Annotated in this window: 12 protein-coding genes; 9 read left to right on the top strand and 3 right to left on the bottom strand. The window is 72.7% G+C overall.

All coding sequences use genetic code 11. The annotated features are described in order from the left end of the window. Positions 1–8 precede the first annotated feature (8 nt). Positions 9–1,076: an endonuclease/exonuclease/phosphatase family protein gene (locus QWY28_RS00255; RefSeq protein WP_300950295.1), complete on the top strand. Its 1,068-nt coding sequence runs from the start codon at positions 9–11 to the stop codon at positions 1,074–1,076. Between the two features lie 9 nt (positions 1,077–1,085). Here the strand turns inward: QWY28_RS00255 and QWY28_RS00250 are convergent, their stop codons facing one another. Next, on the bottom strand, positions 1,086–1,772 hold the full coding sequence (locus QWY28_RS00250; protein ID WP_300950294.1) for a class I SAM-dependent methyltransferase: 687 nt from the start codon (positions 1,770–1,772) through the stop codon (positions 1,086–1,088). 116 nt (positions 1,773–1,888) lie between these two features. On the opposite strand from QWY28_RS00250, the gene QWY28_RS00245 reads away from it, so the two are divergent. Then, positions 1,889–2,392, top strand: a complete 504-nt coding sequence (locus QWY28_RS00245) for a CAP domain-containing protein (RefSeq protein WP_300950293.1) — start codon at positions 1,889–1,891, stop codon at positions 2,390–2,392. A 68-nt stretch (positions 2,393–2,460) separates the two neighbouring features. Here the strand turns inward: QWY28_RS00245 and QWY28_RS00240 are convergent, their stop codons facing one another. Beyond that, positions 2,461–2,838 (bottom strand): thioredoxin family protein, encoded by a 378-nt coding sequence (locus tag QWY28_RS00240; protein WP_300950292.1) that lies wholly within the window; start codon positions 2,836–2,838, stop codon positions 2,461–2,463. 228 nt (positions 2,839–3,066) lie between these two features. Between QWY28_RS00240 and QWY28_RS00235 the strand changes: the two genes are divergently transcribed. The 4 genes from QWY28_RS00235 (at position 3,067) to QWY28_RS00220 (ending at position 7,524) form a co-directional block, all read left to right on the top strand. Then, positions 3,067–4,443: an ABC transporter substrate-binding protein gene (locus QWY28_RS00235; RefSeq protein ID WP_300950291.1), complete on the top strand. Its 1,377-nt coding sequence runs from the start codon at positions 3,067–3,069 to the stop codon at positions 4,441–4,443. 141 nt (positions 4,444–4,584) lie between these two features. Beyond that, positions 4,585–5,547 (top strand): carbohydrate ABC transporter permease, encoded by a 963-nt coding sequence (locus QWY28_RS00230; RefSeq protein WP_300950290.1) that lies wholly within the window; start codon positions 4,585–4,587, stop codon positions 5,545–5,547. Next, complete coding sequence (locus tag QWY28_RS00225) at positions 5,544–6,479, top strand: carbohydrate ABC transporter permease (RefSeq protein ID WP_300950289.1); 936 nt, start codon at positions 5,544–5,546, stop codon at positions 6,477–6,479. The genes QWY28_RS00230 and QWY28_RS00225 overlap by 4 nt, the downstream gene beginning before the upstream one ends. A 22-nt stretch (positions 6,480–6,501) precedes the next feature. Further along, the gene (locus tag QWY28_RS00220; protein WP_300950288.1) at positions 6,502–7,524 is read left to right on the top strand and encodes a LacI family DNA-binding transcriptional regulator; all 1,023 of its coding nucleotides are present in this window, start codon (positions 6,502–6,504) and stop codon (positions 7,522–7,524) included. Positions 7,525–7,557: 33 nt separating this feature from the next. On the opposite strand, the gene trhA is transcribed toward QWY28_RS00220, so the two are convergent. Beyond that, on the bottom strand, positions 7,558–8,295 hold the full coding sequence (trhA, locus tag QWY28_RS00215; protein ID WP_300950287.1) for a PAQR family membrane homeostasis protein TrhA: 738 nt from the start codon (positions 8,293–8,295) through the stop codon (positions 7,558–7,560). A gap of 92 nt (positions 8,296–8,387) precedes the next feature. Here trhA and QWY28_RS00210 point away from each other — a divergent pair, with 92 nt between their 5' ends. The 3 genes from QWY28_RS00210 (at position 8,388) to QWY28_RS00200 (ending at position 11,644) form a co-directional block, all read left to right on the top strand. Then, positions 8,388–9,164 (top strand): isoprenyl transferase, encoded by a 777-nt coding sequence (locus QWY28_RS00210; protein ID WP_300950286.1) that lies wholly within the window; start codon positions 8,388–8,390, stop codon positions 9,162–9,164. Positions 9,165–9,539: 375 nt separating this feature from the next. Then, positions 9,540–10,820 carry an RNA 5'-3' helicase PhoH2 gene (phoH2, locus tag QWY28_RS00205; protein WP_300951283.1) on the top strand — a complete coding sequence of 427 codons (1,281 nt, stop codon included), beginning with the start codon at positions 9,540–9,542 and terminating at the stop codon, positions 10,818–10,820. Positions 10,821–10,966: 146 nt separating this feature from the next. Beyond that, positions 10,967–11,644: an aggregation-promoting factor C-terminal-like domain-containing protein gene (locus QWY28_RS00200; RefSeq protein WP_300950285.1), complete on the top strand. Its 678-nt coding sequence runs from the start codon at positions 10,967–10,969 to the stop codon at positions 11,642–11,644. Positions 11,645–11,677 lie beyond the last annotated feature (33 nt).

Raw genomic sequence — 11,677 nt, 5'->3', positions numbered from 1 at the left:
CTGCTCCGGTGCGTCGCCGTCCCGCCCCCCTCGTGACCCTCGCGGTGGCCGTGCTCCTGACCGGCCTCGCTGTCGTCGCCGGCCTCGGCCTGGCCCCGCGTGAGGTGCGCGTCCCGATCGCGGTCGGCGCGCCCGCCGAGGTCGCCGGAGCCCGCGTGACTGCTCGCGCCGAGCAGGCCTCGCGCTCGGCGACCCGCCCGCCCGCGGCGTCCCGCGCGCGGGTCGAGGCCGCCTCCGCGCTGGCCCCGCCGCCCGCGCCGCCGTACCGCCTCCACCGCGCCGGCGCCCCGCTGGAGCGGGCGTCCCGCACCCCCGCGGCCGGCCGCGCGGTGGCCGCCGGCGCCGCGACCGGTGAGGCGTTCACCTTCCAGGTGGGCACGCTCAACGTCCAGGGCAGCCAGCACCGCCCCAACGGCACCGGCCGAGCAGCCATGCACGCGAGCACGGTCCTGGGCCGCGGCGTCGACCTCGTCGGGTTCCAGGAGGTCCAGGACGACCAGCTCGCCGTCCTCCGCGCCCGCCTGCCCGGCTGGACGATCTGGCCCGGCCAGGGCCTGGGCAACCAGGGCGTGCGGCTGCAGATCGGCTGGCGCGACGACCTCTTCGAGCTCGCCGACACCGGCAGCATCATCACGACGTTCGACCACCAGCAGCGGCCGATCCCCTACGTCCTGCTCCGCGAGCGCGCCACGGGCGGGGAGTTCTGGGTCATCGACCTGCACAACTCCCCGCGCGACCAGGAGGTCGACCGCGACTCCGCGACCGGCGCCCAGATCGCGCTGGTGCAGCGGCTGCAGGCGACCGGCCGGCCGGTGCTGCTGATGGGCGACACCAACGAGAAGACCGAGTTCGGCTGCCGCGTCGCCGCCGCGACCGGCATGGTCGGCTCCAACGGGGCGACGCCGACCTCCTGCGTCGGCGCCGGCCCGGTCAAGATCGACAAGATCATGGGCGTCGGCGGAGTGACCTTCAGCGGCCACGTCGTCGACTACGGCGCCCCCGTGCGGGCCGCCACCGACCACGCCTTCGTGCACGCGACGGTCACGATCAGCCCGTCGGTGGTGCCGGGCGGCTGAGCCGGGCGCTCAGGCCTGCTCCACGACCAGCCCGACCACCCGGTCCACCCGGACGACCCGGACGACGCAGTCCCACGCGGTGCGGACCGCGGCGTCGTCCGCACCGTGACCGGGCTCGACCGCGCGGCCCGCGCGCTCCGCCCGCTCGACCCGGTGGGGGAGGCCCGCGAGGTCGGCGAGGACGTCCTCGGCGCTCATCAGCACCTCGGGGTCCCGCGGTCCGCCGACGCCGTCGGTGAGGTTCGTGCGGTCGTGCGCCACGACGAGCAGCGTGCCGCCGGGCGCGAGGGCGGCGTACGCCGCGCGGACGGCCGCGCGGCGCTCCGCCGGCGGCAGCTGGAGGTAGGCCAGCAGCGCGAGGTCGTACGTCGCCGCGTCGGCCGGCCGCCAGGTGGTCGCGTCCGCGTGGACCCACGTCACCGCGTCGGCCGGCACCGGCTCGCCTGCGTCACCCGCGTCGCGGCGCCCCTCGGCGACCCGACGTCCCTTGTCCAGCGCGACCGCGGAGAAGTCGACCGCCGTCACCCGCCAGCCGCGGCGGGCCAGCCACAGCGCGTGCCGGCCCTCGCCGGCGGCCAGGTCGACCGCCCGGCCCGGAGGCAGCGTCGCGCACTCGGCCTCGACGAACACGTTCGGCCCGGCCGACCAGACCAGGTCGGTGGCGGCGTACCGCTCGTCCCACGCCCCGGCGTCCACGCCACGATCCAAGCACGCCGCCCGCGGCCCGGGGTATCGACCGCGGCCGCTCGGGGTAGGACGCAGGTGATCCATCGCCGACGCGGTCGCTGACCGCAGAAACGAGGTGACCGTTTGTGCATCGTACGAAGCAGCAGACGACCGGGCGGACGACCCAGCGCACCGTGCTGGGAGCCGCCACCACGGCCCTGGGCGTCGCCCTGACCGTGGCCGGACCTGCGGCACCCTCCGCGGCCGCGACCACCACGGGAGCCGCCGGCTACGCCGGTGACGCCCGGGTCGCGACCAACGCCCAGCGAGCCGACCACGGCCGCGCGCGGGTGGGCAGCGACGGCTGCCTCCAGCGCATGGCCGCGCGTCAGGCCGACCGCATGGCCCGGGCGGGCCGCATGTGGCACCAGGACCTGCAACGGGTCCTGCGGGACTGCGACATGCGGCTCGTCGGCGAGAACGTCGCCCAGGGCTACGCGAGCGGCCGGGCCACGGTCGACCGCGGGTGGATGAGGTCGGCAGGCCACCGTCGCAACATCCTGGACCCGGACTTCCGGGCCATGGGGCTCGCCGCCCGCCAGGGCGAGGGCGGACGGTGGTACGTCGCGCAGGTCCTCGGCGCCCGGTAGCAGCCGAGGACGGGACACGACCGGAGCCGGGCCCGGGACCACGAAGGTGGTCCCGGGCCCGGTGTGCGTCAGGCCGAGGCGCCGTCCTGGCCGGCCGCGGCCGCCTGGCGGCGTACGTCGTCCATGTCGAGCTCGCGCACCGCACCGATGAGCTGCTCGAGGCCCTGGGGCGGCAGCGCGCCCGGCTGGGCGTAGACCAGGATCCCCTCACGGAAGGCCATCAGCGTCGGGATCGAGGTGATCCGGGCCGCCGCGGCGAGCTCCTGCTGGGCCTCCGTGTCGACCGAGCCGAAGGTGATGTCGCCGTGCTGCTCGGAGGCAGCCTCGTAGGTGGGGGCGAACTGCCGGCAGGGCCCGCACCAGCTCGCCCAGAAGTCGACGAGGAGGATGTCGTTGCCCGCGACGTTCTGCTCGAAGTTCGCAGCGGTCAGCTCGATGGTCGCCATGTCCCCACGGTACGTCGCGGCGGGGAACGGTCCGACGGGAGAGCGGTCCAGACCAGTGGAAGCGTTTCCACTCTCGTGGTCCACGGATCACGCTCGCGTTACAGAATCGTGACGCGACGCCCCGCCGGTGACCTTGACCACAGGGTGCGCAAGCGCTTGCATCGGTCCCGGCACGGTCGCCGCGAGTCCGACGCGGCGACCGACCACGGGACTAGATAGGGAGAACGCATGCGTTCACTGAAGAGATCCGGCCTCGCAGGCGCGGCCGTCCTGCTCGCCGCCAGCGCGGCGCTCGCAGGCTGCGCCGACGACAGCGAGGGCGGCGGCAGCGCCGGCGGCACCGCGCCGGGCGACGGCAAGGCGGAGTGCGAGGGCCTGACCGAGTGGGGCGACCTCAGCGGTCGCGACGTCACGGTCTACACCTCGATCGTCGCCCCCGAGGACCAGCCCCACATCGACTCCTGGAAGGTCTTCGAGGACTGCACCGGGGCCGACGTGAAGTACGAGGGCTCCAAGGAGTTCGAGGCGCAGCTGCAGGTGCGCGTGCAGGCGGGCAACCCGCCGGACATCGCCTACATCCCGCAGCCCGGCCTGCTCAAGACCCTCGTCGGCACCGGCAAGGTCGTCGAGGCGCCCGAGGGCGTCTCCTCGAACGTCGACGAGTTCTTCGGTGAGGACTGGAAGGCCTACGGCACGGTCGACGAGACGTTCTACGCCGCCCCGCTCGGCGGCAACGTGAAGTCGTTCGTCTGGTACTCCCCGAAGATGTTCTCCGACAACGGCTGGGAGGTCCCGGAGACCTGGGACGACATGATCGCCCTGTCCGACCAGATCGCCGAGGCCGGCGACATCAAGCCGTGGTGCGCGGGCATCGAGTCCGGCGAGGCCACCGGCTGGCCGGCCACCGACTGGCTCGAGGACGTCCTGCTCCGCACCGGCGGCCCGGACGTCTACGACCAGTGGGTCAACCACGAGATCCCCTTCGACGACCCGGCGGTCGTCGAGGGCCTCGACACCGTCGGCGAGATCCTCAAGAACGAGGACTACGTCAACGGCGGCATCGGCGACGTGAAGTCGATCGCGACCACCCCCTTCCAGGAGGGCGGCCTGCCGATCCTCGACGGCGAGTGCGCGCTGCACCGCCAGGCGAGCTTCTACGCCGCCAACTGGCCCGAGGGCACCGAGGTGGCCGAGGACGGCGACGTCTTCGCCTTCTACCTCCCCGCCATCGGTGACGAGTTCGGCACGCCGGTCCTGGGCGGTGGCGAGTTCGTCGCCGCGTTCTCCGACGAGCCGGAGGTCCAGGCCTTCCAGACCTTCCTGTCCAGCGACCTCTGGGCCAACGAGAAGGCCAAGGCCACCCCGGGCGGCGGCTGGGTCAGCGCCAACACCGGTCTGGAGATCTCCAACCTCGCCAGCCCGATCGACCAGCTGGCCGCGGAGATCTTCCAGGACCCCGAGGCGGTCTTCCGCTTCGACGGCTCCGACCAGATGCCCGGTGCCGTCGGCGCCGGCTCCTTCTGGACCGAGATGACCGCCTGGATCGCGCAGGACCAGAGCACCGAGGACTCCCTCGCCAAGATCGAGGAGTCCTGGGAGGACTGACCTCCGCAGGTGATGCGACCCTCCCGGTCGGCCGTCCGGCCGGCCGGGAGGGCCTCGTCCGTCACCGGCAGCGTCCCGCCCCGTCGTACGTCGTCCGGCCGATGAGCCCCCGCGCCCGGCCCGAGCCCTCCGGAGAGCCCCATGTCCACCGGTGAGAAGTTCACCCAGATGGTGATCGCGATCGCGGTGTTCTTCGCCGTGGTCGCGCTGATCCTCCTGCTGACCCAGCGGCTCCGGTCGCGCCGCGGCGAGCTGGTGCAGTCGGCCGCGTTCGTCCTGCCGGCGATCCTGCTGATCGCCGTCGGCCTGCTCTACCCGGCCCTGACGAGCATCTACCAGTCCTTCAAGGACAACACCGGCAGCGAGTTCGTCGGCCTCGAGAACTACCAGACGATCTTCACCGACGGCGACCAGGTGCGCGTGCTGCTCAACACCGCGGCCTGGGTCATCCTCGTCCCGCTCGTCTCCACGATCGTCGGCCTCGTCTACGCCGTGCTGGTGGACCGCTCGCGCTTCGAGAAGGTCGCCAAGGCCCTGATCTTCCTGCCCATGGCGATCTCGCTGGTGGGCGCCTCGATCATCTGGAAGTTCGTCTACGACTACCGCGACAGCGAGAAGTCCCAGATCGGCCTGGCCAACCAGCTGCTCAACTGGCTGGGCTTCGACTCCTACCGCTTCCTGCTGACCGACCCGTGGAACACCGTGTTCTTGATCATCATCCTGATCTGGGTCCAGGCCGGCTTCGCGATGACGATCCTCTCGGCGTCGATCAAGGCGATCCCCGAGGACATCATCGAGGCCGCCCGGCTCGACGGCGTGGGCGGCCTGAAGATGTTCCGCCACATCACGATCCCGAGCATCCGCCCCTCGCTGATCGTCGTGCTCACCACGATCAGCATCACGACGCTCAAGGCCTTCGACATCGTCCGCACCACCACGGGCGGCAACTTCGACACCAGCGTGCTGGCCTACCAGTTCTACGTGGAGTACTTCCGCTCCTACGACCAGGGCATGGCCACCGCGATCGCGGTCCTGATCTTCGTGCTCGTCATGCCGATCGTGATCTACAACGTCCGTCAGATGCGCAAGCTGGAGGCACGATGACCGTCATCCCGGAGGAGAAGGGCGTCGAGGCGATCGTCGCCCAGGAGTCGGTCGCCGCCACGGCCAAGCGCGGGCTCAGCTCGCCGTGGGCCTCGCTCGCCGCGGTCGTCATCGCGGTGCTGTGGACCATCCCGACGTTCGGCCTGCTGGTCACGTCGTTCCGACCGCAGGGCGACATCACGCGCAGCGGCTGGTGGACGTTCTTCACCGACCCCGGCTTCACGCTCGACAACTACGACGAGGTGCTCAACGGCTCGAGCACCAACCTGGCGACGTACTTCATCAACTCGATCGTCATCACGGTCCCGTCGGTGCTGATCCCGATCAGCATCGCGACGATGGCGGCGTACGCCTTCGCCTGGATGAAGTTCCCCGGCCGCGACTTCCTGTTCGTGGCGATCTTCGCGCTGCAGATCGTGCCGATCCAGGTCACCATGATCCCGCTGCTCAAGCTCTACGTGCAGCCGCCGTTCGACCTGATGCCGCTCGCGGGCTCCGACGCGCCGGGTGGTGGCTTCTACACGATCTGGCTCTCGCACGCGATCTTCGCGCTGCCGCTGGCGATCTACCTGCTGCACAACTTCATGAGCCAGATCCCCGGCGAGCTGATCGAGTCCGCGCGGGTCGACGGCGCCGGCCACGTGCAGATCTTCACCCGCGTGATGCTGCCGCTCATGGCCCCGGCGATCGCGGCGTTCGGCATCTTCCAGTTCCTGTGGGTCTGGAACGACCTGCTGGTCGCCCTGGTCTTCGGCAGCTCGGAGAACGCGCCGCTGACCGCCCGCCTCGCGGAGCTCTCCGGCACCCGTGGCCAGGACTGGTACCTGCTCTCGGCCGGCGCGTTCGTCTCGCTCGTCGTGCCGCTGGTGGTCTTCCTCGCCCTGCAGCGCTACTTCGTCCGCGGCCTGCTGGCCGGGAGCGTCAAGGGGTGACCGGCCCGCGGGTGGGGGCCCGGTGACCAGCATCGACGACCTCGCCCGCGAGGTGGGGGTCTCCACGGCCACCGTCTCCCGAGCGCTGCGCGGCCTGCCGCGGGTCTCGGAGGAGACCCGCGGCCGGGTCGTGGAGGCCGCGGTGCGGCTGGGCTACGTGCCCAGCGCCAGCGCCAGCGGCCTGGCCACCGGGCGCACCCGGACGGTGGCGGTGGTGGTGCCGTTCGTGACCCGGTGGTTCTTCGGCACGGTCGTGCACGGCGCCGAGCAGGTGCTGCGCGAGCGCGGCTACGACCTGCTGCTCTACAACCTCGCCGGCGACCCCGCGGCCCGGCACCGGGTCTTCGGCACCGGCCTGCTGACCAAGCGCGCCGACGCGGTGCTCGTCCTCGGCCTGACGCCCACCGCCGAGGAGGTCCGCCAGCTGCGGCGCGGCGGCCGACCCGTCGGCCTCGTCGGCGCCACCGTGGAGGGCTGGCCGAGCGTGCGGATCGACGACCACGCCACCGCCCGGTCGGCCGTCGAGCACCTGCTCTCCCTCGGCCACCGCCGGATCGGGTACGTCGGCGGGCTGGGCGCCGGCCCGGTCGACTCCGCCGTGCCGACCGCCCGGCGCGAGGGCTACCGCGCGGCGCTGGCCGACGCCGGGGTGGAGGCCGACCCGGCGCTCGAGGTCGAGGGCCGGTTCACCATGACCGGCGGGCTCGCCGCGGGCCGGCTGCTGCTTGCGGCCCAGGACCCGCCGACGGCGGTCTTCGCCGCGTCGGACGAGATGGCGATCGGCGTGCTCCGCGCGGCCCGCGAGCTCGGTCGCGCGGTCCCTCACGACCTCTCGGTCATCGGGATCGACGACCACGAGGCCGCACCGTTCTTCGACCTCTCCACGGTCCGGCAGCCGGTCGACGAGCAGGGCCGCACCGCCGCCCGCCAGGTGCTCGCCCGGCTCGGCGAGGCGCCTGCGGACCTGCCGGCCGACCTGCCCGAGGACGTCGTGCTGCCGACCGAGGTCGTGCTGCGGGCGACGACGGCGCCGCGGCGGCGCTGAGCCCCCCTGCCCGGGGGCCAGCCGCCCGCGTGGTCAGCGCAGGGAGTACGTCGCCAGCGAGACGCCGACGTAGTGCGCGGCGAAGGCCAGGATCGTGAAGGTGTGGAACACCTCGTGGAAGCCGAACCACCGCGGCCACGGGTTCGGCCGCTTGAAGCCGTACACGACCCCGCCGAGGGTGTAGAGCATCCCGCCGACCACGATCATCACGAACGTCGCGACGCCGATCCCCACGCCGAGGTCGAGCGCGCCCTCGAGCAGGTCGGGGATGAAGAACACCGCCGCCCAGCCGAGGGCGATGTAGATCGGCACGTAGAGCCAGCGCGGCGCGTCGGCCCAGAAGACCCGGAAGCCGACCCCGAGCAGCGCTCCGCCCCACACGGCGCTGAGCAGCGCGGTGCGCTGGGTCCCCTCGAGCAGCATCAGCGCGAACGGCGTGTAGGAGCCGGCGATGAGCAGGAAGATGTTGGAGTGGTCGAAGCGGCGGAGGAACGCCCACGTCCTCGGCGACCACGTGCCGGTGTGGTAGATCGCGGAGACGGTGAAGAGCAGCAGGCCCGTCCCCACGAACACCGCCGACCCGACCCGGGTGGTGGCGTCGGGGGACAGGACCACCAGCACGATCCCCGCTGCGAGGGTCAGCGGGGCGCTGGCCAGGTGCAGCCAGCCGCGCAGCCGGGGCTTGATCTCGGCGAGGGTGTCGTGGATCGAGTCGCCGAGGTGCTCGAGACGGTGCTCGAGGCCGGCGCGCACGTCGTCGGATCGGCTCATGGCACGACGCTACCGAGCGCCGGCCCGCGAGCGGAGCCCGCCGGGGTGTGACGGTGGACGTCACGCCCGCCATCCGGCGTACCCTGCTCCCCGTGGCGGACTGGAAGCGTGGCCTGCGCCGGGTGCTCTACCCGGCCTACGAGGCCCGGATGCTCCGTCGGCTGCCCGGCGAGGAGCTGCCCAAGCACGTCGGCGTCATGCTCGACGGCAACCGCCGCTGGGCGCGGGCCGTCGGCCGCGACACCGCGCACGGCCACCGCGCCGGCGCGGCCAACATCGAGCCGCTGCTCGGCTGGTGCGACGAGGTCGGCATCGAGGTGGTCACGCTGTGGCTGCTGTCCACCGACAACCTCAACCGGCCGGCGGCCGAGCTCGCGCCGCTGCTGGAGATCATCGAGGACGCCGTCGACAGCCTGGCCGCGCAGCAGCGGTGGCGGCTGCACCCCGTGGGCGCGCTCGACCTGCTGCCCGCGCGGACCGCCGAGCGGCTCAAGGCCGCCGAGGAGGCCACGCGCGACGTCGACGGCATGCTCGTCAACGTCGCCGTGGGGTACGGCGGGCGCCGGGAGATCGCCGACGCCGTCCGGTCGCTGCTCCAGGAGCACGCCGAGCGGGGGACCACCCTCGAGGAGCTCGCCGGCCAGATCGACGTCGAGCACATCGCCGACCACCTCTACACCAAGGGTCAGCCCGACCCCGACCTCGTCATCCGCACCTCGGGCGAGCAGCGGCTCGGCGGCTTCCTGCTCTGGCAGAGCGCCAAGTCGGAGTTCTACTTCTGCGAGGCCTACTGGCCCGACTTCCGCCGCGTCGACTTCCTGCGCGCGATCCGCGCCTACGCCCACCGCGAGCGACGCTTCGGCGCGTAGCCCGTCGTCCCGGCGGTCGTGTTTCCTGATGTTCACCCCGCGGACGGGCGTGTCGCTGCCGGCGGCGACGAGCGCGGCGTACGTTCCGGAGCAGCGGGCGGTGGGGAAGCCGCCCGCGTCGGGAGGTCGGCTCGTGAGCGATCACGACTGCAGTGCACGCCAGGTCGAGGCCTGCCGTGCGCGAGGGGGCCGGCACTCCGGCCTGCCGGCCCGGTCCCGGTCCCACCGTGTGAGCTAGGACCGGGGCGTCGAGTGCGCGTGCCGTTCCGTGAGGGGTGAACCGTGCCGACGACGGCCAAGAAGACCCGGACCACCAGCAGCACCCGCACCGACCGCAGCACCGCCGCGAGCACCGCGGCGGCCGCCCGGACCTACGTGCTCGACACCAGCGTCCTGCTGGCCGACCCCGGCGCGATCCGCCGGTTCGCCGAGCACGAGGTCGTCCTCCCGGTGGTCGTGATCACCGAGCTGGAGGGCAAGCGGCACCACCCGGAGCTGGGCTTCTTCGCCCGGAGCGCGCTGCGGATGCTCGACGAGCTGCGGATCACCCACGGCCGGCTCGACGAGCCGGTGCCCGTCGGCGACGAGGGCGGGACGGTGCGGGTCGAGCTCAACCACACCGACCCCACCTCGCTGCCCTCCGGCTTCCGCCTCGGCGACAACGACACGCGCATCCTGGCCGTCGCCACGAACCTCGCGGCCGAGGGCCACGCGGTCACCCTGGTCTCCAAGGACCTCCCGCTGCGGATCAAGGCCTCCGCGGTCGGCCTCGGCGCGGAGGAGTACCGCGCGGAGGCGGTCAGCGACTCCGACACCGGCTACTCGGGGATGGCCGAGCTCGAGGTGACCGCCGGCGAGCTCGACGAGCTGTACGACGACAGCGTGCTCGACCTCGACGAGGCCCGTGACCTGCCGTGCCACCAGGGTCTGGTGCTGCTCTCCGACCGCGGCACCGCCCTCGGGCGGGTCGGCCCGGACAAGCGGGTCCACCTGGTGCGCGGCGACCGGGAGGCGTTCGGCGTCCACGGGCGCTCCGCGGAGCAGCGGATCGCGCTGGAGATGCTGCTCGACCCGGAGGTCGGCATCGTCTCCCTGGGCGGCCGGGCCGGCACGGGCAAGTCCGCGATGGCGCTGTGCGCCGGCCTCGAGGCGGTCCTCGAGCGCGGACAGCACCAGAAGGTCGTGGTCTTCCGGCCGCTGTTCGCGGTCGGCGGCCAGGAGCTGGGCTACCTGCCGGGCTCGGAGGCGGAGAAGATGGGGCCCTGGGCCCAGGCGGTCTTCGACACCCTCGGCGCGGTGACCTCCAAGGAGGTCATCGAGGAGGTGCTGGTCCGCGGCATGCTCGAGGTGCTGCCGCTGACCCACATCCGTGGCCGGTCGCTGCACGACGCGTTCGTCATCGTGGACGAGGCGCAGTCGCTGGAGCGCAACGTCCTGCTGACGGTGCTGTCCCGGATCGGGGCGAACTCCAAGGTGGTGCTCACCCACGACGTCGCCCAGCGCGACAACCTGCGGGTCGGGCGGCACGACGGCATCGTCGCGGTGATCGAGAAGCTCAAGGGCCACCCGCTCTTCGCCCACGTCACCCTGACCCGCTCCGAGCGCTCGCCGATCGCTGCGCTGGTCACCGAGATGCTGGAGAACGTGACCTTGTAGCCACCGGTCTGGACCGCTGTGGCCGGCGGGGCTGCTGTGACGCATGTGTCACCAGCCCCGCCGGTCCGCGTCCGAGGCCGGTGCGTCGCTTTTGCGGGCTCCGCGGATGTCGTGCATGGTGTCCGGGATTCCCTGGCCTCTACCTCGTGGATGACTCCCCTGTGTCGAAGCACGTCAAGCACGTCCCGAAGCACCGTCGCGCTCCCGAGCCCCGGCTCACGCGTGCCCCGCGGCAGGCGCTGCGCACCACCGCCGTCCTGTCCGGCGTCGCCGTCGCGACGACCGGCGCCGCGGTCGCCGGCGGTGTCCTCAACGGACCCACGGCCGTCAGCGCGGCCGCCGGCGACGTCGCCTCCGTGGCCGACGCCGCCCGGCTGAGCGGCTCCGCGCTCGCCGAGGAGCGGGCCTCCGCGGTGAGCCGGTCCTCGGACCGCCGCGAGCGGACCGACCCCGCCAAGCAGGCGACGCTGGGGGAGGGCATGGACGAGGGCGCCACCCAGGCGATCACCCGCTCCGAGGACCTCTCCGAGGCGGACCCGCGCGACATCGCCCGTGCGATGCTGGGCGAGTTCGGGTTCTCCGCCGACCAGTTCTCCTGCCTCGACTCGCTGTGGGTCAGCGAGAGCGACTGGCGCATCGACGCCGACAACCCGACGTCCTCGGCGTACGGCATCCCGCAGGCGCTCACCCAGCTGCACGACCTCCCGGCCGACTACATGACCTCGGCCGCCTCGCAGATCCGCTGGGGCCTGGAGTACATCCGCGACTCCTACGGCTCTCCGTGCAACGCCTGGTCGTTCAAGCAGGGCAACAACTGGTACTGACCGCCTCGTCGACCGTCTCGTGATGCCGAGCGT

The sequence above is a fragment of the Nocardioides oceani genome, assembly GCF_030412965.1.
Lineage (GTDB): Bacteria > Actinomycetota > Actinomycetes > Propionibacteriales > Nocardioidaceae > Nocardioides > Nocardioides oceani.
The sequence above is the reverse complement of the archived record's forward strand: the minus strand, read 5'-3'. Positions and strand labels throughout refer to the sequence as shown.

Bases quoted from the DNA above. Each gene is read 5' to 3' on its own strand.
- QWY28_RS00240 (WP_300950292.1), bottom strand. From the start codon at position 2,838: ATGGCGACCATCGAGCTGACCGCTGCGAACTTCGAGCAGAACGTCGCG.
- trhA (WP_300950287.1), bottom strand. From the start codon at position 8,295: ATGAGCCGATCCGACGACGTGCGCGCCGGCCTCGAGCACCGTCTCGAG.
- QWY28_RS00230 (WP_300950290.1), top strand. From the start codon at position 4,585: ATGTCCACCGGTGAGAAGTTCACCCAGATGGTGATCGCGATCGCGGTG.
- QWY28_RS00235 (WP_300950291.1), top strand. From the start codon at position 3,067: ATGCGTTCACTGAAGAGATCCGGCCTCGCAGGCGCGGCCGTCCTGCTC.
- QWY28_RS00225 (WP_300950289.1), top strand. From the start codon at position 5,544: ATGACCGTCATCCCGGAGGAGAAGGGCGTCGAGGCGATCGTCGCCCAG.